The sequence below is a fragment of the Bartonella sp. AU18XJBT genome, from assembly GCF_028618595.1.
GTDB lineage: Bacteria > Pseudomonadota > Alphaproteobacteria > Rhizobiales > Rhizobiaceae > Bartonella.
In genome coordinates this window covers 14,815-38,653 of record NZ_JAQITE010000007.1, presented here as the reverse complement: position 1 = coordinate 38,653, position 23,839 = coordinate 14,815, and the positions used below count along the sequence as shown (strand labels likewise).

General features: G+C 37.1%; 18 protein-coding genes, 2 tRNA genes and 2 pseudogenes. 3 read left to right on the top strand and 19 right to left on the bottom strand.

Translation table 11 applies throughout. From position 1 onward, the window contains the following. Positions 1–90 precede the first annotated feature (90 nt). The 17 genes from PVV60_RS03655 to PVV60_RS03575 all read right to left on the bottom strand — a co-directional run bounded on the left by PVV60_RS03655 (position 91) and on the right by PVV60_RS03575 (position 17,662). Positions 91–1,767 (bottom strand): ribonuclease J, encoded by a 1,677-nt coding sequence (locus PVV60_RS03655; protein WP_273723189.1) that lies wholly within the window; start codon positions 1,765–1,767, stop codon positions 91–93. A 46-nt stretch (positions 1,768–1,813) separates the two neighbouring features. Continuing rightward, positions 1,814–2,623, bottom strand: a complete 810-nt coding sequence (locus tag PVV60_RS03650) for a biotin--[acetyl-CoA-carboxylase] ligase (protein WP_273723188.1) — start codon at positions 2,621–2,623, stop codon at positions 1,814–1,816. Next, positions 2,623–4,077: an NADH-quinone oxidoreductase subunit NuoN gene (nuoN, locus tag PVV60_RS03645; RefSeq protein ID WP_273723187.1), complete on the bottom strand. Its 1,455-nt coding sequence runs from the start codon at positions 4,075–4,077 to the stop codon at positions 2,623–2,625. The genes PVV60_RS03650 and nuoN overlap by 1 nt, the downstream gene beginning before the upstream one ends. A 17-nt stretch (positions 4,078–4,094) precedes the next feature. Continuing rightward, positions 4,095–5,564, bottom strand: coding sequence for an NADH-quinone oxidoreductase subunit M (locus PVV60_RS03640; RefSeq protein WP_273723225.1), 1,470 nt, complete (start codon positions 5,562–5,564; stop codon positions 4,095–4,097). Continuing rightward, entirely contained in the window at positions 5,564–7,528 is a 1,965-nt protein-coding gene (gene nuoL / locus PVV60_RS03635; protein WP_273723224.1) for an NADH-quinone oxidoreductase subunit L, read from the bottom strand. The genes PVV60_RS03640 and nuoL overlap by 1 nt, the downstream gene beginning before the upstream one ends. A 6-nt stretch (positions 7,529–7,534) precedes the next feature. After that, positions 7,535–7,843 (bottom strand): NADH-quinone oxidoreductase subunit NuoK, encoded by a 309-nt coding sequence (nuoK, locus tag PVV60_RS03630; RefSeq protein ID WP_015856359.1) that lies wholly within the window; start codon positions 7,841–7,843, stop codon positions 7,535–7,537. A 16-nt stretch (positions 7,844–7,859) separates the two neighbouring features. Beyond that, a complete protein-coding gene (locus tag PVV60_RS03625; RefSeq protein ID WP_273723185.1) occupies positions 7,860–8,480 on the bottom strand; it encodes an NADH-quinone oxidoreductase subunit J in 621 nt (206 codons plus the stop codon). Positions 8,481–8,574: 94 nt separating this feature from the next. Next, positions 8,575–9,066 (bottom strand): NADH-quinone oxidoreductase subunit NuoI, encoded by a 492-nt coding sequence (gene nuoI / locus PVV60_RS03620; protein ID WP_273723184.1) that lies wholly within the window; start codon positions 9,064–9,066, stop codon positions 8,575–8,577. A 14-nt stretch (positions 9,067–9,080) separates the two neighbouring features. Next, complete coding sequence (gene nuoH / locus PVV60_RS03615) at positions 9,081–10,127, bottom strand: NADH-quinone oxidoreductase subunit NuoH (protein ID WP_273723223.1); 1,047 nt, start codon at positions 10,125–10,127, stop codon at positions 9,081–9,083. Positions 10,128–10,149: 22 nt separating this feature from the next. Next, positions 10,150–12,219 (bottom strand): NADH-quinone oxidoreductase subunit NuoG, encoded by a 2,070-nt coding sequence (gene nuoG / locus PVV60_RS03610; protein WP_273723182.1) that lies wholly within the window; start codon positions 12,217–12,219, stop codon positions 10,150–10,152. Positions 12,220–12,282: 63 nt separating this feature from the next. After that, positions 12,283–13,590 carry an NADH-quinone oxidoreductase subunit NuoF gene (gene nuoF / locus PVV60_RS03605; protein ID WP_273723180.1) on the bottom strand — a complete coding sequence of 436 codons (1,308 nt, stop codon included), beginning with the start codon at positions 13,588–13,590 and terminating at the stop codon, positions 12,283–12,285. A 166-nt stretch (positions 13,591–13,756) separates the two neighbouring features. Further along, on the bottom strand, positions 13,757–14,410 hold the full coding sequence (gene nuoE, locus PVV60_RS03600; RefSeq protein WP_273723179.1) for an NADH-quinone oxidoreductase subunit NuoE: 654 nt from the start codon (positions 14,408–14,410) through the stop codon (positions 13,757–13,759). Beyond that, entirely contained in the window at positions 14,410–15,600 is a 1,191-nt protein-coding gene (locus PVV60_RS03595; RefSeq protein WP_273723177.1) for an NADH-quinone oxidoreductase subunit D, read from the bottom strand. Before PVV60_RS03595 ends, nuoE begins: the two co-directional genes overlap by 1 nt. A 120-nt stretch (positions 15,601–15,720) precedes the next feature. Continuing rightward, positions 15,721–16,332, bottom strand: a complete 612-nt coding sequence (locus PVV60_RS03590; protein ID WP_273723175.1) for an NADH-quinone oxidoreductase subunit C — start codon at positions 16,330–16,332, stop codon at positions 15,721–15,723. A gap of 14 nt (positions 16,333–16,346) precedes the next feature. Beyond that, positions 16,347–16,928: an NADH-quinone oxidoreductase subunit B family protein gene (locus tag PVV60_RS03585; protein ID WP_273723174.1), complete on the bottom strand. Its 582-nt coding sequence runs from the start codon at positions 16,926–16,928 to the stop codon at positions 16,347–16,349. Beyond that, positions 16,919–17,284 (bottom strand): NADH-quinone oxidoreductase subunit A, encoded by a 366-nt coding sequence (locus PVV60_RS03580; protein ID WP_005773599.1) that lies wholly within the window; start codon positions 17,282–17,284, stop codon positions 16,919–16,921. The genes PVV60_RS03585 and PVV60_RS03580 overlap by 10 nt, the downstream gene beginning before the upstream one ends. 301 nt (positions 17,285–17,585) lie before the next feature. Then, positions 17,586–17,662 (bottom strand) — tRNA-Asp (locus PVV60_RS03575). Between the two features lie 173 nt (positions 17,663–17,835). Between PVV60_RS03575 and PVV60_RS03570 the strand changes: the two genes are divergently transcribed. Continuing rightward, a tRNA-Val gene (locus PVV60_RS03570) sits at positions 17,836–17,911 on the top strand. A gap of 175 nt (positions 17,912–18,086) precedes the next feature. Here the strand turns inward: PVV60_RS03570 and PVV60_RS03565 are convergent. Further along, positions 18,087–18,359 (bottom strand): annotated as a pseudogene (locus PVV60_RS03565) (XRE family transcriptional regulator); the annotation flags it as partial. A gap of 298 nt (positions 18,360–18,657) precedes the next feature. Here PVV60_RS03565 and PVV60_RS03560 point away from each other — a divergent pair. After that, a complete protein-coding gene (locus PVV60_RS03560; RefSeq protein ID WP_273723222.1) occupies positions 18,658–19,065 on the top strand; it encodes an ATP-binding protein in 408 nt (135 codons plus the stop codon). A 1,220-nt stretch (positions 19,066–20,285) separates the two neighbouring features. Further along, positions 20,286–21,468 (top strand): annotated as a pseudogene (locus PVV60_RS03555) (type ISP restriction/modification enzyme); the annotation flags it as partial. A gap of 723 nt (positions 21,469–22,191) precedes the next feature. On the opposite strand, the gene PVV60_RS03550 reads toward PVV60_RS03555, so the two are convergent. Next, positions 22,192–23,583, bottom strand: a complete 1,392-nt coding sequence (locus tag PVV60_RS03550; RefSeq protein ID WP_273723169.1) for an L-serine ammonia-lyase — start codon at positions 23,581–23,583, stop codon at positions 22,192–22,194. Between the last annotated feature and the right edge of the window lie 256 nt (positions 23,584–23,839).

Below are 23,839 nucleotides of genomic sequence, written 5' to 3'. Positions count from 1 at the left end.
AAAATTTATTGTGCTTCATTCTCTATTTTTCTTATTTAGCATAAAATAAAAATGCTCTTCTCTTTTTAAATAACGTAATATGAAAGTTCTTTATTTTGACCGATGTAAAAAAACTGTACAGATAGGTTTTTTTTGCCAAATTTCATAAACAGCCGCCCTCACAGCACGTCGTGTTGCCTCTCGAATAAGTTCATTATTTTTCTGTTTCATGCGTGGGATACTGTAAACTGTATTTTCTACAATATCTAAAAGAATATCTTTTAAACTTTCCCCTTTTCCATTACTTTCAGGTAACCCGAATGTTGTTAGACCTATATCCCCTAATAATTCATGCTTACTATTTATATGGAGAGAAATAGTAACATGACCAGCATAACTTAGTTTGCGACGTTCACGAATCCCTAGTTCATTTTCATCTCCAATTAGGCAACCATCCTTATAGATGCGGCCGACAGGAACTTGATCAACAACTTCTACAGGCTCTGGTGCAAAACGTAACATATGTCCATTTCTGATATCTGTAACAATTTTAATACCCGCTTGACGCGCTAAAGTTGCCTGAGCCTTAAGATGTATTGCTTCCCCATGTACAGGAACAAGTATCTGTGGCTTTACCCAATCATACATCTGTAAAAGTTCTGAACGACGGGGATGGCCTGAAACATGAACAAGTGCATCTTCATTCGTGATAATTTCAATACCCAAATCAATGAAACGATTTTGTACCTCAATAATCGCTTTTTCGTTTCCTGGAATACTTCGTGATGAATAAATAACGGTATCACCAGCAGAAAGTGCAATATTTCTCATTCCATCACGTGATAGTTTAGCCAAGGCAGCACACGGCTCACCTTGGCTCCCTGTGACAATTAAAACAAGATCTTTTCGCGAGATGTAACCATAATCATCTTCCGTTACAAATGGCGCTAAACCATTCATATAACCAAGCTCTTGTGCAACCATAATACTTCGCTTAAGGGAACGCCCAATGACAAGCACCTTACGTCCAGCAGCTTCAGCTGCAAGAGCAATAGAACGTATCCGACCAATATTAGAAGAAAAAGTTGCTATTGCAACGCGCCCTTCAGCTTTGGAAATAATCTCAGAAAGACTGGCTTGAACCTGCTGCTCTGATGGAGATATACCATCCCGACATGCATTTGTGGAATCACAAAGTAATGCTAAAACACCTTTTTTGCCTAAAGCACGAAATCTTTTTTCATCCGTCACAGCCCCGAGTGAAGGAGTGTGATCAATTTTCCAATCACCCGTATGAATCACAGTTCCCAAAGAGGTTGTAATTGCTAAAGATACAGATTCTGGTATTGAATGGTTAACAGCTATAGCCTCTACAGCAAAGGCACCTACCTGAAAACAATCACCAGCTTGAAAAATATTGAGTAAAATTTTTTGAGATTCAAAATCTAATTGTTTTTTAGTTTCCAATAATCCTGCCGTAAAAGGCGTACAATAAATTGGCACTTGTAACTTTGGCCATAAATCAAGAACGGCCCCATAATGATCTTCATGTGCATGCGTTAAAACAAGACCCCGTATATTATGTTTTTCACTTTCTAAAAAACGAATATCAGGCAAAACAAGATCAACTCCTGGTAATTCAGAACCAGCAAAACTAATCCCCATATCAACCAGCAGCCATTCACGAAGATTTTTGGGACCAAATCCGTAAGCAGCTAAATTCATCCCTATTTCACCTACACCTCCCAGAGGTAAAAAAACAAATTCATTCTTATTGGCTGCAACCATAAACATCTCCCAAAATCATTAAGGCATCTGATGGTAAAATAATTTTTTAATAACGACCTGCATTAATAGAAGCAGCAGAACCAAAATGAACATCTCCAGCTGTTATAACGGCTATCTGACCATTTTTTTGCTTTATAATGCAGTTAAAATCACTATCAAGACCATCAAAAACACCCTCAATGACTTTTTCATCATTCACCACTTTGACATGTTTTCCAAGGTGAGCAGAATATAAAAGCCATTTTTTTCGGATTGTTTCACATCCTTTTGGTTGTTTCCAAAGAAAGTAATTTTTAGAAAAACAGTCCGTCAAAACCGTAAATAATTGTTCTGCTTCAATATGCAAACCGATATTCTTTAAGCTTGAAGTGGGATAGGGTGCATCTTCATAATTATATTTCACATTTATTCCAATACCAATAACCAAGGCATATTGTTGTGATGACAATTTTAAAATCTCAAGCAAAACTCCAGAGCTTTTTGCTCCTCTGAGCAAAATATCGTTTGGCCATTTTAAACTCACAATATTGTTTGTCTGCTTGTCCTCTTCTATCAATTGTTTTATTGCCTCTGCCACACTTATTCCAGCAACAAAACCAAGTTGAGCTGCAGTTTGATGAACAATATCATCAATTAATAAAAGACTAGAATAAAGGTTCCCTTTTGGACTAGACCAAGTTCTCCCTCTTCTTGCTCTTCCCTGTGATTGTTCTTGTGCAACAATCCAAAGATTACCTTGATGACCAGCTTGTGCTTTTCGTTGTGCAATGAGATTTGTTGAATCAACACTATCGTACGCTTCAATAGTGTATCCCTGTTTTTGTGCAAAATCTGATAAAGTATAAACCATATTCATTAAAACAATGCTGCTGCTGCTTTTTCTGCTAGCTCAGCGAACCAAACTCCAAAAAGCGCGTAAAATAAAATAAACAATGCAGAAAGACCAAGACAAAATTGAAGCTCATTCGATAAAGCAACAAAATGCGCTTTTACGTCATCAAACCACATAATTTTAATGACTCGCAAATAGTAAAAAGCCCCAACGACAGACGCTATCATCCCAACGACTGCAAGTGGCGTCAGACCAGCATGGACAGCCGCAGAAAATGTATACCACTTCCCAAAAAAACCAGCCATAGGAGGTATACTTGCTAAAGAGAACAGCTGTATTGTCATCACAATAGCCATAAACGGATTTGTCTTTACTAACCCTGAAAGATCATAAATATTTTCAACATTGCCATTCTGAGAGCGCATTCCAAGAATAAAAGCAAACGAGCCAATCGTCATTCCAAGATAAATCGTCATATAAAGAATAACACTTTTTATTCCTAGCATATCTCCAGCAGATAAACCAACAAGTGCATAGCCCATATGACTGATCGACGAATAAGCCATCAAGCGCTTAATATTATTTTGACCAATTGCAGCAAATGCACCCAGTATCATTGATGCAATCGCCATGAAGATCAAAATTTGTTGCCATGCAGGCATCACATTATCAACACGTCCTAAGGGAATAAATGTCATCACAATAATACGGATGATTAAAGCCATTGCAGCAACTTTAGGGGCACCAGCAAAAAATGCTGTAATCGGTGTTGGTGCTCCTTCATAAACATCAGGTGTCCACATATGAAATGGAACAGCAGAAATTTTGAAAGCCAAACCAGCTAAAATAAAGACAATTCCAAAAATAACCCCCAATTGTACATTTTTACCTTTTAAAGCAAGAGCAATTTCGTGAAAACCAATTTGACCGGTAAAACCATAAAGTAAAGAAATACCATAAAGCAGCAACCCTGAAGATAATGCCCCTAAAACAAAGTATTTTATGCCGGCTTCAGAAGATTTTACATTATTACGATTAATCGCTGCTAAAACATATAAAGCTAAAGATTGCAGTTCTAACCCCATATAAAGCGACAGCATGTTACCCGCTGAAATCATAAACATCATTCCAAGGGTTGCTAAAAGAACAAGCACTGGAAATTCAAATATATTAAACTTTTGTGCATTAGCAAAACCAACAGACATGATAAGAGAAAAGAGTGCACCAATAAGCATTAAAATTTTCATATAACGACCGAAAGAATCTATAATAAGCGCATTGGTTTGAAATGAACCATTTTTCGGAAAAACTATAAGAATAATAATGGTTGCCATAAAAATCGCCATGGCTAAACCTGTCACTGTTAAAGAAGCACGTGTATTGGAATAAACACCAATCACAAGCAACACGACAGCTCCTAATGCAATTAAAAGCTCTGGAAGAATTAAGACTAATTGCGCTATTATTTCAGTTTGCATGTGCATTCTTCCCTTATCTAGTGCAGTTTATTGATGAGGGTTTCTACGGAAAACGCCGTTGCCTTAAGAATAGGCGTTGGATAGATACCAAAGAATATTGTAAGAATAACCATTGGATAGAGGAGAAATTTTTCTCTTAGAGAAAGATCTATTAATACTTTTAAATTCTCTTTATCCAAGGAACCAAAAACCACACGCCGATAAAGATAAAGGGCATAGGCTGCCGATAAGATAACACCTGTTGTTGCTAAAACAACAACCAATTTATTGACTTGAAAAACACCTATTAAGGTTAAAAATTCACCCAAAAATCCTGAGCTTCCAGGCAAACCAACATTTGCCATAGTGAAAATTAAGAAAACAACAGCATATTTAGGCATATTATTCACTAAACCACCAAACGCTGAAATTTCACGTGTATGCAAGCGATCATAAATAACCCCAACACAAAGAAACAACGCTGCTGAAACAATTCCATGGGATAGCATCTGGTAAATAGCCCCTTGTATTCCTTGTTCATTCGCAGCAAAAATACCCATTGTCACATACCCCATATGCGCTATTGAAGAATAAGCAATAAGTTTTTTGATGTCATTTTGAACAAGTGCGACCAATGACGTATAAATAATAGCGATAAGCGATAATGTAAAAATCAAAGGTGCAAAATCCGCTGAAGCGATAGGAAACATAGGCAAAGAAAAACGAAGAAAACCATACCCACCTAATTTGAGTAAGACACCAGCTAAAATAACGGAACCCGCTGTCGGTGCTTCTACGTGAGCATCAGGGAGCCATGTATGAACCGGCCACATTGGCATTTTAACTGCGAAAGAAGCAAAAAATGCAAGCCATAACCATATTTGCATATGAGCAGGAAACTGGTAATTGAGTAAAGTTGGTATATCAAGCGTCCCAGCCTGCCAATACATAGCCATAAGAGCAACCAGCATAAGCACTGAACCAAGTAAAGTATATAAAAAAAACTTTATACTTGCATAAACACGACGTGCTCCACCCCATACACCTATAATGATAAACATTGGAATGAGACTGCCTTCAAAAAAAACATAGAACAGCATTGCATCAAGAGCACAAAAAACGCCAATAATCGCAACTTCTAGAAGAAGAAACGCAATCATATAAGCCTTTAATCTCTCTTTAACATTCTCCCAACTTGCTAAAATACAGAAAGGCAAAAGGAAAGCCGAGAGAACAACAAAAAGAATAGAAATACCATCAACCCCCATATGATAGCTAATGCCACCCCCTAACCAACTGGATTTTTCAACCATTTGAAAATTTGGGTTACTAGAATCAAATCCTATCCAAATAATTAAAGAAATAATAAAAACAAATAGAGTCGTAAAAAATGCGACATTACGTATATTATGGCGTGCTACTTCACTATCATCTTTGATAAACAAAATCAGAAGCACACCAACAAGTGGCAAAAATGTAACCGTAGAAAGAATAGGCCAATCGGTCATTAGTTTACGCCCCCGATCATCATCCATGTAATGAGTAATGCAACACCGATAAGCATTGCAAATGCATAGTGGTAAAGATAGCCTGTTTGCATTCTAACAACTCTATTTGTAATATCAACAACACGCGCTGCGATACCATTAGGACCTAAACCATCAATAATCTTACCGTCTCCCACTTTCCAAAGAAAAGAACCAATTCTAAAGGTAGGACGAACAAACAAAAAGTTATATAATTGATCAAAATACCATTTTTGGTAAAGGAAGTTATATGCTCTTGGCATAATACGAACCATTTTCTTGGGAAGAGATGGAATAGAAACATAAAATAAATAAGCTAAGAGAAACCCAAGAACCATCGCTATAAATGGCGACCATTTTACCCAATTAAAAACATGGTGGGCATCATGAAGAATGTGATTATGGCTGCTTGTAAATAATGCTCCCTTCCAAAAAGAATTATACAAGTCACCAAAAAAGTAAGGTTGGAAAACGACACCAGAAAATATTGCTCCAATAGATAAAAGAAAGAGTGGAATCAACATAACTGGGGGCGATTCATGAACATGATGCATAACATCAACTGTTGCCCGTGGTTTACCATGGAATGTCATAAAGATAAGCCGCCATGAATAGAAACTTGTTAAAAAGGCAGCAAAAACAAGAAGATAAAAAGCATATCCTGAAGCAATATTATGGGATGCAAAAGCAGACTCTATAATCGCATCTTTTGAGAAAAAACCTGCAGTCCCGAAAAGTGTTCCTGGAATTCCAACACCGGTCAATGCAATGGTCCCGACCATCATCATCCAATATGTGACCTTTATATGTTTGCGTAACCCACCCATTTTTCGCATATCTTGTTCATCAGATACAGCATGAATCACAGAACCTGCACCAAGAAACAATAAGGCTTTAAAAAAAGCATGCGTAAAAAGATGAAAGACAGCAGCGCCATAAGCTCCAACACCTAATGCCACAAACATATAACCAAGTTGAGAGCATGTAGAATAAGCAATAACACGTTTAATATCATTCTGCACCAACCCCACAGTTGCTGCAAAAAACGCTGTTGTTGCACCAACAATAATAATCACGGTCAAAGCAGTCGAAGAAAGTTCAAAAATTGGCGACATACGCGCAACCATAAAAACACCAGCCGTTACCATTGTAGCGGCATGAATAAGCGCTGATACGGGGGTTGGCCCTTCCATTGCATCAGGCAGCCAAGTATGTAAAAGAAATTGTGCTGATTTTCCCATCGCACCAATAAATAATAAAAGACATGTAATGGTAATTGCCGTCTGCCCATCAAATTGCCAACCTAAAAATGTCATATTTTGTATAAAGCTATTGTTTGCAGCTTTTGCAAAAATAAAGGCAAAATCAACCGATTGGAATAAAACAAAAATACTAAATATACCTAGGAGAAAACCAAAATCTCCAACACGGTTAACTACAAAAGCTTTCATTGCGGCCTTATTAGCAGAATCGCGCTGAAACCAAAAACCAATAAGTAAATAAGAAACAAGCCCCACACCTTCCCATCCAAAAAACATCTGGATCAAATTATTGGAGGTCACCAACATAAGCATCATAAATGTAAACAAAGAAAGATAAGAAAAAAAACGAGACCTTGAAGGGTCATGGTGCATATAACCAATTGAATAAATATGCACTAATGCCGAAACACTATTTACAACAATAAGCATAACAGCTGTTAATGTATCAATATGCAAAGCCCAATCAAAAGTTAAACCACCAACGTCAAGCCAATGTAATACCAATACATCAATCGCTGGAGTATGGCCAAGTGCAACACTGAAAAATGCTATCCACGATAATATGGCAACAACAACCATAAAGCTACATGTTATCAATTCACTCGCACGATCTCCTATCGTTTTTCCACCTAGTGCAGCAATTAAAAAAACCAAAAGCGGAAGAAAGACAATTATATAATACATCACTGGTTAGCCTTTCATTACATTAACATCTTCAACCGCAATGGAACCACGATTACGGAAAAAAACGACCAGAATTGCTAAACCAATGGCAGCTTCAGCAGCTGCTACGGTTAAGACAAATAAAGCGAATATCTGACCAACAAGATCATGAAGAAATGCTGAAAATGCAACAAAATTGAGATTAACTGAAAGCAATATAAGCTCAATGGACATCAAGATAATAATCACGTTTTTTCTGTTGAGAAAAATTCCAGCAATACCAATTGTAAACATCAAAGCAGAAACAGTGAGATAATGTGTAATATCAATATACATCTACATAGCCCCCCCCTTACATACCTTTGCCTGATTCAACTTGTTTGATTTCAATGGCACTTTCTACCGTTCTAGAAACTTGCTCCGCAATAGACTGCCGCTTTACTCCTAATTTATGACGAAGTGTTAAAACAATAGCCCCAATCATTGCAACCAATAAAATCATTCCAGCAATTTGAAAATAGAAAACATAATCCGTATAGAGAATATCACCTAATGCTTGTGTATTTGTTCGCTGCGCTAAATCTGGCATTGGTTGCGTAACATGCGTTCTCAATACTGGAGAAAAATAGCTACTCACAAAAACAACAATCAATTCTACAGCGATAATAACACCAATAAGAGCTCCAATAGGAGCATACCGAAGAGTTCCACTCTTTAACTCAGCAAAATCAACGTCAAGCATCATAACGACAAACAAAAATAAAACAGCGACAGCTCCAACATACACAACAAGCAGAATAAGCCCTAAAAACTCTGCTCCTGCAAGCAAAAATAAAGCTGCGGCATTAAAAAATGCGAGAATTAAAAACAAAACAGAATGTACTGGATTGCGTGCCGTAATAACAATAACTGCACTTGTTAGCATAATAAAAGCAAACAAATAGAAAAATGCCGCCGCTAGATCTGTTAGCATAGGCTTCTCCTTAATTATTCAAACAATTGGTATAAACTTCATACCAGATTACAATTTATCGGAAAAATATCCGACACCTCATTTAACGATACACTTAGCGATAAGGCGCATCCATCAATATATTTCGAGCAATTTCTCGCTCCCAGCGATCTCCATTCAATAAAAGCTTTTCTTTATCATAATAAAGTTCTTCACGTGTTTCCGTCGCAAACTCAAAATTTGGACCTTCGACAATAGCTTCAACCGGACAAGCCTCTTGACAAAAACCACAGTAGATACACTTAACCATGTCTATATCATAACGGACAGTTCTACGCGTACCATCATTGCGCCGCGGTCCAGCTTCAATTGTAATCGCTTGAGCAGGACAAATTGCTTCACATAATTTACAAGCAATACACCGTTCTTCACCATTTGGATAGCGACGCAATGCATGTTCACCGCGAAAACGTTGAGATACAAAACCTTTTTCATAAGGATAATTAATTGTGGGCTTTGGTGAAAAAAATTGACGCATAGCTAAGAAAAAAGCACTCACAAATTCCAATAGAAGAAGTGACTTTGCCGCCTGAATAAAACCTGACATCGTAAAATCTCCTCTTAAACGAAATCCGTAAACTTTAAAAAAGCAGCAGTTATCACAACCATTGCTAGTGAGAGAGGAAGAAAAACCTTCCAACCAAGCCGCATGAGCTGATCATAGCGATAACGTGGAACAAATGCTTTAACCATAGCAAACCAAAAAAACACAAAACAGACTTTTAAAACAAACCAAATGACACCAGGAACCCAGTTAAGCCACCAAACATCTAAGGGAGGCAACCAACCGCCCAAAAATAGAATAGTTGTTAATGCGCACATTAAAACAATCGCAACATATTCACCTAGAAAGAAGAGCATGTAAGGTGTTGAAGAATATTCTACCATATGACCAGCTACAAGTTCAGATTCTGCTTCCACCAAATCGAATGGAGGACGGTTTGTCTCTGCGAGCGCAGAAATAAAAAATATAATAAACATTGGGAAAAGGACCAACCAATTCCAATCGAGAAAACTGTTAAAAGGAAGACCAAGAGTTGTACCAATTCCAGAACTTTGTTTATGAACAATTGTTGTGAGATCCAACGAACCACTTATTAAAATGACAGTCACAAGCACAAAACCAATGGAAACTTCATAAGAAACCATTTGTGCCGCCGAACGAAGAGCTCCTAAGAAAGGATATTTTGAATTTGATGCCCATCCCCCCATAATAACACCATAAACCTCAAGAGATGAAATAGCTAAAATATAAAGCAAGCCAACATTAATCTTCGCAACCTCCCAGCCCTCATTGACAGGAATAACAGCCCAAGTTGATAAAGCAAGTGTCGCTGAAACAAAAGGAGCCAAAAGAAAAACACCCTTATTTGCACCTGCAGGAATAATAGGCTCTTTAACAACAAATTTAATTAAATCTGCAAAAGACTGTAACAAACCCCATGGACCAACAACGTTTGGTCCACGACGCAATTGTACAGCGGCCCAAATCTTTCTGTCTGCGTAAAGAAGATAAGCAACTAAGATCAAAAGAATAACCAAAAGAAGAAGGGTTTTTCCGATTATAATGAGTAATGGCAACAGCCAAGTCATAAAGAAATCATACATCATTATTTCTTTTCCTTTGCCCTTACTTTACAGTTTGCGTAGCGTGGTTTTTTGCAAGAGATGAACATTCAGCCATAACAGCAGAAGCACGTGCTATCGGATTTGTTAAATAAAAGTCTTTAACCATAGAAGTAAATGTTTGACTCTCTAGAGAAACCATTTTTGAACCAAGTGCCTTAAGTCCACTTATATCAGAAGGCACTATATCATCAACAGCACAAAGGTGTGGATAATCATTAAACAAGCATTGCCTTAATTGAGAAAGAGAATCAAAAGGGAGCCTTTGTCCTAAAATATCCGATAAAGCACGCAAAATAGCCCAATCTTCTTTTGCTTCACCTGGAGCAAAACCAGCCCGATTTGTCATTTGAACACGTCCTTCTGTATTCACATAAAGCCCTGATTTTTCAGTGTAAGCAGATGCAGGCAAAATAACATCAGCAGCATGTGCACCATTATCACCATGGCTCCCAATATAAATTGTAAAAGCTTTTGTATTGGCTAATTCTACTTCATCAGCACCAAGCAAAAATAAAACTTCACAGGTTTTAAGTATATTTGCAACCCCAAGCTTAGAAGTAAAGCCTATGTCCAACCCTCCAACAATTGATGCTGCATTATGAAGAACTCCAAATCCATTCCATTCTTCACTAAGAGCACCAATATTATCAGCTAATTTAGCAAGACTTTTTAAAACAGATAAACCTTCATTTCCTGAAACCGCTCCCTCTCCAATAAGAATAAGGGGCCTCTTTGCTTCTTTTAAGACATTAAAAAAAACATCCTCTCCACGAATAAGTGTCGTTAATGTATCACTCCCAGATCCAAGATAAGAATAAGGATAACGTAAATCGACTTTCTCTCCAATTAATGCAATAGGAAAATTTCCCATTCGTTGGCGCTTTAAAATACGCGCATTTAAAACAGCCGCTTCATGACGTGGATTAGATCCCACAATAAGCAATGCATCAGCCTGTTCAATACCTGCAATCGTCGGATTAAAAATATAACTCGAACGCCCAAACTCAGGCGATAAAGCCCCCCCTCTTTGGCGACAATCAAAAAGTGTTGAGCCCAAAGAGCTCAATAATGCTTTAAGAGCATACATTTCTTCAACAGACGCAAGATCTCCAGCAATGGCTCCAATTTTTTCGGGAAAAATTTTAGAAATCACCATTTTAATTTTTGCAAAAGCTTCTGTCCAACTGACAGGTTGAAGCTTTCCATCTTTGCGTACATATGGTTTATCAAGCCGCTGAGTCCGTAATCCATCCCAAATAAAACGCGTTTTATCAGAGATCCATTCCTCATTTACATCTTCATTCGTACGCGGCATAATCCGCATAACTTCACGGCCACGGCTATCAATACGGATCGCACTACCAAGCGCATCCATCACATCAATCGATTCCGTTTTTACCAATTCCCACGGACGAGCATGAAACGCATAAGGTTTTGAAGTTAAAGCTCCTACAGGACAAAGATCAATAACATTTCCCTGTAATTCAGATGTCATAGCCTTTTCAAGATACGTCGTAATTTCAGCATCTTCACCACGACCGATCAAACCAAGCTCAGAAATACCTGCAACTTCTGTTGTAAAACGAACACACCGTGTACAATGAATACACCGTGTCATAACAGTTTTGACAAGAGGTCCAATATATTTATCTTCTACAGCACGCTTATTTTCTGTATAACGAGAGCAATCTCGCCCATAAAGCATTGCTTGATCTTGAAGATCACATTCCCCCCCTTGATCACACACTGGACAATCCAAAGGATGATTAATGAGAAGAAATTCCATAACACCTTCACGTGCTTTTTTTACCATCGTCGTATTGGTAAAAATCTCAGGTGCTTCACCGTTAGGCCCTAATCGTAAATCACGAACCCCCATAGCACAAGAAGCCTGAGGTTTTGGAGGACCACCCTTAACCTCAACCAAACACATACGACAATTTCCAGCAATTGACAAAGATTCATGAAAACAAAAACGTGGCACTTCAACACCCGCCGCCTCAGCAGCCTGAAGCAACGTGTAGTAATCAGGAACTTCAATCTCTTTGCCATCAACTTTGATATTTATCATCACCCATCCAACCTGTGGATAACCCACTTAAAATTTGCATTCGGTTGCTCTTTAAAAAATTTTCTATCCCACTGCTTCCAAAGCAATATTTTTGCTTTGGACTACATTTCGCGTGTATTCATCAATTCTACGCTCGATTTCCGGACGAAAATTACGTATCAACCCTTGTACAGGCCATGCAGCAGCATCACCAAGAGCACAAATAGTGTGTCCTTCAACCTGTTTAGACACTTCAAACAAAAGATCAATCTCGCGTTTTTGCGCTCTTCCCTCAACCATACGCCCTAAAAGACGCATCATCCATCCGGTCCCCTCACGACACGGTGTACACTGACCACAACTCTCGTGTTTGAAAAAGGCAGCTATACGCCAAATTGCCTTAATAATATCGGTTGATTTATCCATAACAATCATTCCCCCTGTACCAAAAGAAGACCCAACATCTCGCATCCCATCAAAATCCATGATTGCATCGATCATATCCTCACCACGAACGACTGGACAAGAAGCTCCCCCTGGAATAACTGCTAAAAGATTATTCCATCCACCACGAATACCACCCGTATGTTTTTCAATTAATTCACGGAATGAAACACCAAGAGCATCTTCAAATGTACAAGGTGCATTAACATGCCCTGAAACCATAAATAATTTCGTTCCAACATTATTTGCTCGCCCGATTGATGAAAACCACGAAGCACCCCGCCGCAAAATCGTTGGAACAACGGCAATAGACTCTACATTATTTACTGTTGTTGGACAGCCATAAATCCCCATATTGGCAGGAAATGGTGGTTTAAGCCGAGGTTGTCCCTTTTTTCCCTCAAGACTTTCAAGAAGAGCTGTTTCTTCACCACAAATATAAGCACCAGCTCCATGATGAATAACAATATCACAAGCATGCCCATATTTCGTTTTTTTGCCAAGTAAACCTGCATCATAGCATTCATCAACGGCAGCTTGAAGCGCTTCACGTTCACGAATATATTCACCACGAATATAAATAAAAGCAACATTGGCTCCCATAGCAAAAGTAGCGATTGCACATCCTTCAATCAAAGTATGGGGGTCATGACGTAAAATATCACGGTCTTTACAAGTTCCAGGTTCAGATTCATCGGCATTGACAACCAAATAATGAGGACGCCCATCATTCTGCTTTGGCATAAAGGACCACTTCATTCCGGTAGGAAAACCAGCACCACCACGACCGCGTAAACCCGATGCCTTCACCTCATCAATGATCCAATCACGGCCTTTGTCAATCATCTCTTTCAGACCATTCCAATGCCCACGCAACATCGCAGCCTTTAATGATTTGTCTTTTAAACCATAAATATTGGTGAAGATACGATCTTTATCAGCTAGCATACCCCACCTTTTTTTCTATTACCCATAGCATTTTCCGCTTTTCCTCAAATGCAATTTTTAAATATCTTTTCAAGACTTCTTACTTTTCGTTAAATGTTGCCATCATGGGTAGAATAATAAAATATTTTCTCAAGAAAAATACTTAATTATGTTCCCATTCTTATCCTTATCCTTTTTTGGTGAAGACTTGAGAAATCTTTTTTTCTTTCTCATCATCAATAAGAGAAGTTAAACCACTAATCGGTTCCGACGATTTACGGCTACTTTGCGGACCAACCGCTATCTCAGAACCTTTCCCAGCTTCAAATGCATCAATAATTTCTTCAAGACGCTCAGCTGTAAGATCTTCATAAGTATCTTTAAAAATCATAACCATGGGAGCATTAACACAAGCACCAAGACACTCCACCTCTTCCCATGATAAGGTTCCATCCTGATTGGTCGCAAAAGGTTCATGATGAATTTTTTTCTGACAAACTTTAATTAATTCACCAGATCCACGTAACATACAAGGAGTCGTACCACAAACTTGAATATGCGCTTTTGTTCCAACAGGCTTAAGCTGAAACTGAGTGTAAAAAGTTGCAACTTCCAGAACACGAATATAAGCCATGGAAAGAATCTGAGCAATATGCTCAATCGCGGCACGTGTCACCCAACCATCTTGCTCTTGAGCACGCATTAATAATGGAATTACAGCAGACTGCTGACGCCCTACAGGATATTTTTTTATGGTATTTTTTACCCATATCTGATTTTCTTTTGTAAAAGAAAACTCAGCGGGCTGATAAACATCATCGGCAAGACGGCGTACGGACATTAGCGATCAACCTCCCCAAAAACAATATCAATCGAACCCAAAATAGCTGTAGCATCGGCCAGCATATGACCTCTGGTTAAAAAATCCATAGCTTGGAGATGAGCAAACCCAGGAGCACGCAACTTTACACGATAAGGCTTATTGGTTCCATCAGAAACAAGATAAACACCAAACTCACCCTTCGGAGCTTCCACCGCAACATATACTTCTCCAGGAGGCGTATGAAAACCTTCCGTATAAAGCTTGAAATGATGAATCAGTGCTTCCATCGAGCTTTTCATTTCAGATCGCTTTGGAGGCACAATTTTGCGATCCAAGCTCGAAACTGGTCCATTTTTTTCAGTACTCAGTAAACGCTCTACACATTGGCGCATAATTTTTGCTGATTGACGCATTTCTTCCATACGAATAAGATAACGATCATAGCAATCGCTATTTTTACCTATAGGAATATCAAATTCCATTTCATCGTAACATTCGTAAGGTTGGCTTTTACGTAAATCCCATGGCACACCAGCTCCACGAATCATAACCCCAGAAAAGCCACGCGCCCAAGCTTCATCAATACTTACCACGCCAATATCCACATTACGCTGCTTAAAAATCCGATTTGGCGTTACAAGCGCATCAAGTTTCCCGAGAGAAACAAGAAAAGGATCAATAAAATTACCAATATCTTCAACTAAAGATTCTGGTAAATCTTGATGCACACCACCGGGACGAAAATAATTTGCATGAAGACGAGCACCACAGGCACGCTCATAAAAAATCATCAATCTTTCACGTTGCTCAAATCCCCAAAGCGGTGGCGTTAAAGCACCAACATCCATTGCCTGTGTCGTTACATTAAGCAAATGATTAAGAATACGCCCAATTTCAGAAAACAAAACACGTATTAATTGCCCTCTTTTAGGAACTTTAATATCTAATAATTTTTCAATAGCAAGAACAAAAGCATGTTCCTGATTCATAGGAGCAACATAATCCAAACGATCTAGATAAGGACCTGCTTGAAGATAAGTTTTTGTTTCCATTAATTTTTCGGTACCGCGATGCAATAACCCAATATGTGGATCTACACGTTCAACAACTTCACCGTCCAACTCCAAAACCATGCGCAAAACCCCATGCGCTGCAGGATGCTGCGGACCAAAATTGATATTAAAGTTTCGAACATTGACCTCAGCCACAATCAACCCCTTGCTTTTTTAAAAACTTCATATCAAATATCAAAAAATCTATCACGCTAAAAAATATTTAATTATTTAAGAAATACAGCACTCTAATATAATGCCTTATCAAAACCAATATTATTTTTTTTCATCTGCTTTTTCATCACATGGCAAAGTATACTGTCCTCCTTCCCAAGGAGAAAGAAAATCAAAATTACGCATCTCTTGGCGCAAAACAACAGGCTCATAAATCACCCTCTTTGCCTCATTATCATAACGGCATTCAACAAATCCCGTCACAGGAAAGTCTTTGCGTAAAGGATATCCTTCAAACCCATAATCTGTTAAAATCCGCCTCAAGTCCGGATGTCCTGAAAATAAAATCCCATACATATCATACGTTTCACGTTCATACCACTCTGCGCCAGGATAAACCGTACATGCTGAAGCAACAGGAGTATTTTCATCCGTACGAACTTTTACACGTAAGCGTAAATTCTCACGAGGAGATAACAATTGGTAAGAAACATCAAAGCGCTTATCGCGAGACGGATAATCCACGCCACTAATGTCTGTAAGATTAATAAATTGACAGCGAGAATCATCACGAACGAACATTAAGACATCGATAATTGCATCAAGACGTGCCACAATGGTCAATTCACCAAAAGCAAGAACTGTCTCTTCAAGCTTATTTTTTAACTTGGTTTCCAAATAAGCAGCAAGTTCAACTAATGTTTCATCCACCATGACAAGAAGACTCTCTATCGCTCTATGGATCCGGTACGACGGATTTTTTTCTGTAACAACAATATGCCGTATAATAATGCCTCTGCTGTAGGTGGACACCCTGGAACATATATATCGACAGGCACAATACGATCACATCCACGCACTACTGAATAGGAATAATGATAATACCCCCCACCGTTTGCACATGATCCCATAGAAATCACATAACGTGGCTCTGGCATCTGATCATACACTTTTCTTAAAGCAGGAGCCATCTTATTTGTTAGAGTACCTGCTACCACCATCACATCTGACTGACGGGGTGAAGCTCGTGGTGCATATCCAAAACGCTCATTATCATAATGAGGCATTGAGCATTGCATCATTTCGATAGCACAACAAGCTAAACCAAAACTCATCCACATTAAAGAACCGGTACGTGCCCAAGTAATCAAAGCATCTGCCGAGGTAACTAAAAAACCCTTATCTGATAATTCAGCATTAATATCACGAAAAAACTTATCGTCAGATCCTATCAGCCCACCAGTATTTGGATCAATGATTCCTTTTGGTTTTGGAGCTGCAATCGTTGAATTATTAGATCTTAATTCCATTCAAGGGCTCCTTTTTTCCATTCATATATAAATCCAATAGTCAAAATCGCTAAAAACACAATCATTGACCAAAAGCCAAACATACCTATTGATTCGAATGAAACAGCCCAAGGAAAAAGAAAAGCAACTTCAAGATCAAAAATGATAAATAAAATTGATACCAAATAGAAACGAATATCAAACTTCATGCGTGCATCACTAAATGAATTAAACCCACACTCATAAGCCGATAACTTTTCGGGATCGGGGGAACGATATGCTACAATGTAAGGTGTAATCAACAAAACTCCAGCAATAACCGCTGACACAATAATGAAAATCAAGACTGGCAAATAAGAGCTCAATAAATAAGCCATAACCCTCTTCCATCGTAACGAAATGCCTGAGTTTAACACAATGATTCAATATTGCGAGACCAAACAGACAAATTTAACAATCGCTCTATTAGCTCTATTCATACTGCTTCAAAGGCATACAGAGCGATACTTTTCTTATCGGCATAGGTAACGCAGAGCAAAGAAAGACGCAAGCCCTATTCTTATAAACCATATAAAAAGAAAGAAAAAACATATTTATCCCCCAATCAAGTACTCCACACCTCACTCATAGCATATGGGTATTTTAAAAAGGAAATTTCATAAGGAATCATAAAATGAATGGCGCGAGTGACGGGGCTCGAACCCGCGACCTCCGGCGTGACAGGCCAGCACTCTAACCAACTGAGCTACACCCGCGCATTTTTTTCGAACCAATTTAATTTGGCACAAGCGGTCGTGTAAGGGGTTCATGCGTTTATGTCAAGAAGGATTATGCATTTTTAAAAAAAATTATCAAATACCATCTTTATTCTTGCGTTTAGAAAAATTTTTCCTTAAAGAGTTCTCACTCAATTGCTAATCATTGCATTGGGCGATTAGCTCAGCTGGTAGAGCGCCTCGTTTACACCGAGGATGTCGGGAGTTCGAGTCTCTCATCGCCCACCATATAGCTTTATATTCCTGTTAAATTATTGATTTTTAATGTATTTTTTAAGTTGAGAGATTCTTTAATCAAGTTAAGGGAATAGGATTTTCACACTTTCCTTTACAAAGCGCATTCTTTTTACCAGCTTATCTCTAATAATTTTTTTAATAGTTCTAAATCTTCTTATGAAATAATGTTTATCAGTCTAACAGACTCACCAACAGCTACACGCCTCAACGGATCAGAAGTCTTGATTGTAAAACTTTTGCAACAAGCATCCGATTCTCTTCTCAAAATTTCTACTACCTCTTGATCTAACGCATAGAGTTCCATTATCTTTTCCTCCAGTCCTACACTCTACAGAAGATAAAAATGCACAGATATGTCTAATTTCTTAGCCATATCTGAGAGGCGTTCTGAGCGATCAATGCGAAGTTTCCGTAAAATTTTACCAAAGGATGTAAGCATCTAGAAACTCCTGTTAGAGAAGAAATATTTCTTCTGATTCTAATAAAATTTTTCAAATTTTGGTTAGTCATTATTTTTAGTGTGTGGAGATCTTGTCCAATACCTCTATATAAAAACCATTATCAAGCATATACAATATCTATTACGGTAAGAAGTTATTAATTTTCATCAGAAATAGTGCGTTTAATATCATCATAAAATTTAAATATCACAACGAGATATATAAATAAAACATATTGGTGTACCCATGCTTGTCAATCTTAATGCTATAATCCGCGATCTTTCTTCATAAACGAATATCGTTACAGTTCTTAAGGAATCTATCGTTAACTCTATACAAGCTCATGCAACAAAAATTGATATTTTATTCCAACTTCATGGCAATGTAGATTTGTGGGGGAATCAACCAGTTTTTTCTATAAGCGTTTTTGACAATGGAGATGGATTTACAGAAGAGAATATCAAATCTTTCTCTACCTATAAAAGTGACTATAAAATTCGAGAAGGATATAAAGGGGTTGGACGTATTACTTACTTGAAAATATTCGAGGAAGTTAAAACTGTTAATTTTAGCAAAGATGAGCATAATGCTCAAATTTCACTCCACAGTTTACACAAGATTCTTTTAAAAAAGAAAATGGCCAAAAAGATAAATGGTGGAATACATATTTATATTTTGAAAGACATTATAAACAAAATGTGTTAAATATAAACCTAGTTCATAATGAAATTTATTATCATCTTCTTCCTTTACTCTTTTTAAAGAAAGATGAAAATATCCAAATTAACTTTTATGTACATAATGTAGAAAATTTAGAAGATGTAAATAACTTAAGGGATGTAAAAATTTAGAAGACGTAGAAAGCTTAAAGAAAAGAACAATCAATACGCAAGATTTACCTTACTTAGAAAATAAAACTCTAAAAATTGGTCCTTTAAATATTCCCTTTACCCTTTCTTATTATTTTGAAGAGAACACAAATTCTAATACTAAAATAGAGGCTTACTATTGTGCTAATAATCGTACTGTTATGCCTTTTTCAAAGTTTATAAATATCAATCCAATAAATAATGTGATGATGATATTTTTATTAGAATCGTCTGTTTTGGATAAGTATGTTAACGACGAACGGAATGATTTTGAGATTAATAAAAAAGATCCTGACTTAGAAACCCGACTGACTTGGGAGAACATTAATCAAAAACTAGAGATAATCTTAGATGAAATAATTAATATCCGATTTCCAGAAATTGAAGAAAAAAAGAGTACTCTTCTCAAAAAAAATTGTTGAAGAATATCCTTATTTAGTAGACTTTCTAGACACAAAAGATGTAATTGGGGGCATCTTCAAAGAAGATTCATTTATTGAAAACGCCGAAAAAAAATATTCAAAAAGAAAACTAGCCTTCAGAAAAACTCTTCGTGAAGGCAAAGGGATGCCAAAAGAAAATTTACAAAAAGCACAAAACTTTGCTAGTCTGGAATTAACTCAATACGTTCAATTCCGAGATAATATTCTGAATGAGTTCTCTAAATTATTAACACCTACAACCCTAGAAAAAGAAATTCATAATTTATTTATTCCACAACACTGCACTGCTGATAAAACCTTACCCTTACCACTGAAAAATAATAATTTGTGGATACTTGATGACAACTTAATGAGCTACAGCTATTTACAAAGTGAGAAGAGAATAAAAGCATTTATTTCAGAGGTTAAGTTACTTTTGCCCGCTTCTGAGAAAGATAATAAGGAATTACGGAGTCGACCTGACATAGCTTTGTATTTTGATTCTGATAACGGAAACCGTGCTGTTTTAATAGAGTTTAAAAGTCCCACAGCAGATTACAAAAATTCTGGCGTTTCTCAATTAATGTATTATGCTCAAACTCTTCAAAAAGCTGGTGTTACAGAGATGTACCTCTATCTCATACTAGATAACCGTATTCGTGAAACCTATGCCGCTCATTCAAAAGCAAATCTTAGGCAAGCGCTTTATGATAGCTATATCCGTGCAATCCGCTGGGCTAGTGACCGTATTGATAATGCTGGGATAATCGGCTTTGTCACAAATGGAAGTTTTATCAATGGATATTCTATGAACGGTTTACGAAAATCTTTAGCCAAAGAGTTTACAAGTATTTATGTACTTAATTTACGGGGGGATATTCGCAAAAATATGTTAAGCAATGGAGCAACTCAAGAAGGAGAGAATGTCTTTGGCAATGGTAGTATGACTGGTATTGCTGTAACATTGTTTGTCAAAAATTCTAATGCTTCTGGAGAGTGTAAAATTTATTATCATGATATTGGTAATAATCTTTCTACCGAAAAAACTTGAGAGACTCCAATACTTTGGTAGTGTTGGTGGTATTACACATAAACAAAGCTGGCAAATGATTACACCAGATAAGCATGGTGATTGGCTTAGGCAACGTGATGATAGTTTCAAAGCATTTTTAGTATCAGGTGATAAAAAAGGGCATGAAAAAAAAATATTTGAGATTTATTCTTGTGGTCTAAAAACCAATCGTGATGCTTGGGTATATAATTCAAGTCGTAAAGTTTTAGCTAAAAACATGATTAATATGATTACGTTCTATAACAGTGAAGTAGAACGTTTTAATAATGCTTATGCGCATGCTGACCGTAAAGTACGTATCAAATCTGTAGATAATTTTGTTAATATTGATGTTACAAAAATTAGTTGGAGTAGTAGTCTGAAAGAAGAAATTGTAAGGGGAAAGTTTTCCGAATTTAAGAGTGATTGCTTAATTCAAAGCCTTTATCATCCTTTTACAAAACAGTGGCTCTATTACAATCGTGTTTTTAATCATAGAGTTTTCCAAATGCCGCGTATATGTCCTATGGGACAAGCGGTTAATAATAGGGTGATACAAGTTACAGGTATAGGAGCAAGTGGTTTTTCTGTCTTAATGAATAAAGCTTTGCCTAATCTAGATACAATAGAAAAAGGACAATGCTTTCCAAGATATTTTTACGAAGATACTGAATCTTTAAAAGATAAAAATAAGAAACAATCCCATTTATTTTTAATTTCTACAGAAGAAAGTAAAACAGCTGGTTTACAGAGGCGTGATGCCATTCACAGATGCTATCGTGAAATGGGCTTGGGTGCGTTGCGAGATGTTTCTTTAAAACAAATTCACGAACGAGTAACGCGATAATGTTCTATTGTGTGCATTCTATTCTCATGAGAATTTTTATAAATATTTTTTAATGTATACGTTATTATTTATTTTAATTTTTTATCAATACAGAATTTATAAGTAAAAAAGATATTTCCAATATATCTCTTAATTATTGTAAATTAGCGTTTCTTTTCAAGGTATTTTTTACCATACTAGGTAGCAAAGAACTTCACATTTAAAAAATTAAAATCTTTAAAACTCTCTCTCTTCATCATAATTATTCAGATTTAAAACAAATTTTCCTTGAATACTCAAGTATAATCTTCCAGTGCTTAAAAGATATGGCTATGGAAACTTTTTAAAGCCATAAAATCCAGCTAAAAAAATAATGGTAAATTGATTACTAATTTTACTTTACGCTCTTTTATTTTTTCCAAATTAAACTTTTTTCCCATTTTAGAGACAAATCAGACAGATATCAACAATACTTTGCCTCAAAATTTGCATGCAACAGCTATTATTCATTAAGAAAGCACCGAGCCCATCTTAAATTTATTTTAAGCATGCTGCTGAATTAAATTGGAGTTTTGATTTATAAGGAACAAAAAACATAAGCTTTATCAGGAAATACGATCCCTCTCAAAAAGTCCAGTTATGGATTAAAAAACGTTCCAGCTCCTAACAAGAGATTGCATTGACTGCAAGACCACCTTTACTTGTCTCTTTATAGCGTTCACTCATATCATGACCAGTCTGGCGCATTGTTTCTATACAAGCATCAAGAGAAACAAAATGATTTCCATTACCATATAATGCAAGAGAAGAAGCCGTTACCGCTTTAACAGCTCCCATTGCATTACGCTCAATACAAGGAACTTGTACAAGACCTGCAACAGGATCACATGTCATTCCCAAATGATGCTCAAGCGCAATTTCTGCCGCATTTTCAATTTGAGCCGGTGTTCCACCTAACGCTGCGGTCAACCCTGCCGCGGCCATTGAAGACGCCGTTCCAACTTCACCTTGACACCCAACTTCTGCACCAGAAATAGAGGCATTATGTTTGATAACACCGCCTATAGCTGCTGCCGTTAATAGAAAATTATGTATTCCCTCTCGATCTGAATCATCATTAAATTGAAGATAATAACGCAAAACTGCTGGTATAACACCTGCTGCTCCATTTGTAGGTGCTGTAACAACACGACCACCTGCTGCATTTTCCTCATTAACTGCTATGGCATATACCGAAAGCCAATCATTTGACCAAAGTGGATAATTGTGATTTTTCTTTTGATTTTTCAAAAGCATTTCATGCAGCTTTTTAGCGCGCCTTAGAACACGCAATCCACCAGGAAGCTCTCCTTCTTGTGAAAGACCTCTATCGATGCAATTTGTCATCGCTGAAAAAATTTCATCAAGCCCTGTATCAAGAGAAGAACGCTCTATCTTTATTTCTTCATTTAAGCGCTTCATTTCAGCAATGGAAAGTCCTGATTTTTCTGCCATTGATAACATTGTACAAGCAGAATCAAATGGATATGGTACATCAAATGCTTCTGGTTGTATATTATCATTCATATGGCTTAATTCATCCTCAGTCACAACAAAGCCTCCACCGATAGAATAATAAATCTGCCGCAACAGAACATTCCCATCAGTATTAAGTCCTTCAAAAGCTAGTCCATTTGTATGTCCAGGGAGGATTTTCTTTCGTTCAAAAACAAGATCACGTTGCACATCAAAGTAATAAGCGGGATGTCCTTCTGGTTGCACTTTTTTTTCACGTATAACTTTTTCTAACAAAACCCCCATGCTATCAGGATCAACAGTAGAAGCTTTTTCTCCTAAAAGTCCTAATATGATAGCCCTATCTGTTGCATGACCAATACCCGTGAAAGCTAAAGAACCATAAAGGTAAACACGTATACAAGAAACTTGAATATCAGACGACTGAGAAAAATCTTCTATCTTTTTCAAAAACATATTAGCAGCGGTCATTGGCCCCATTGTATGTGAGCTAGAAGGACCAATTCCAATTTTAAAAAGTTCAAAAACAGATAGAAACACGTATCACCTCAAAACTATAGTACAGCTTGAGCATATATGCTTTTTCATAACGTTTGTCCTGTTTAAAATCAAATTGCGAGATAAACTAAAAAAATGACAACAATAAACACGAATGTCGCTCGCCTTGCTACCACCCAACACTTTCTTTCTATAGTGTTTTCCATTAGCCAACCTTCAAAAAACAGACAATGCCCCTAGAGCCATCGCTCTTAATGTTCCAAACGTAGTAAAATAAGTGTTAATATGCAATATTAAA

Excerpts from the sequence above, each read along its gene's own strand:
- PVV60_RS03650 (WP_273723188.1), bottom strand. The coding sequence starts at position 2,623 with ATGAATATGGTTTATACTTTATCAGATTTTGCACAAAAACAGGGATAC.
- nuoI (WP_273723184.1), bottom strand. The coding sequence starts at position 9,066 with ATGTCAGGTTTTATTCAGGCGGCAAAGTCACTTCTTCTATTGGAATTT.
- PVV60_RS03585 (WP_273723174.1), bottom strand. The coding sequence starts at position 16,928 with ATGGAATTAAGATCTAATAATTCAACGATTGCAGCTCCAAAACCAAAA.
- PVV60_RS03590 (WP_273723175.1), bottom strand. The coding sequence starts at position 16,332 with ATGGTGGATGAAACATTAGTTGAACTTGCTGCTTATTTGGAAACCAAG.
- nuoF (WP_273723180.1), bottom strand. The coding sequence starts at position 13,590 with ATGCTAGCTGATAAAGATCGTATCTTCACCAATATTTATGGTTTAAAA.
- nuoK (WP_015856359.1), bottom strand. The coding sequence starts at position 7,843 with ATGTATATTGATATTACACATTATCTCACTGTTTCTGCTTTGATGTTT.
- PVV60_RS03580 (WP_005773599.1), bottom strand. The coding sequence starts at position 17,284 with ATGGCTTATTTATTGAGCTCTTATTTGCCAGTCTTGATTTTCATTATT.
- nuoL (WP_273723224.1), bottom strand. The coding sequence starts at position 7,528 with ATGTATTATATAATTGTCTTTCTTCCGCTTTTGGTTTTTTTAATTGCT.
- PVV60_RS03625 (WP_273723185.1), bottom strand. The coding sequence starts at position 8,480 with ATGCTAACAGATCTAGCGGCGGCATTTTTCTATTTGTTTGCTTTTATT.
- nuoE (WP_273723179.1), bottom strand. The coding sequence starts at position 14,410 with ATGTCCGTACGCCGTCTTGCCGATGATGTTTATCAGCCCGCTGAGTTT.
- PVV60_RS03640 (WP_273723225.1), bottom strand. The coding sequence starts at position 5,564 with ATGACCGATTGGCCTATTCTTTCTACGGTTACATTTTTGCCACTTGTT.
- nuoH (WP_273723223.1), bottom strand. The coding sequence starts at position 10,127 with ATGTATGATTTCTTTATGACTTGGCTGTTGCCATTACTCATTATAATC.
- nuoG (WP_273723182.1), bottom strand. The coding sequence starts at position 12,219 with ATGATAAATATCAAAGTTGATGGCAAAGAGATTGAAGTTCCTGATTAC.
- nuoN (WP_273723187.1), bottom strand. The coding sequence starts at position 4,077 with ATGCAAACTGAAATAATAGCGCAATTAGTCTTAATTCTTCCAGAGCTT.
- PVV60_RS03655 (WP_273723189.1), bottom strand. The coding sequence starts at position 1,767 with ATGGTTGCAGCCAATAAGAATGAATTTGTTTTTTTACCTCTGGGAGGT.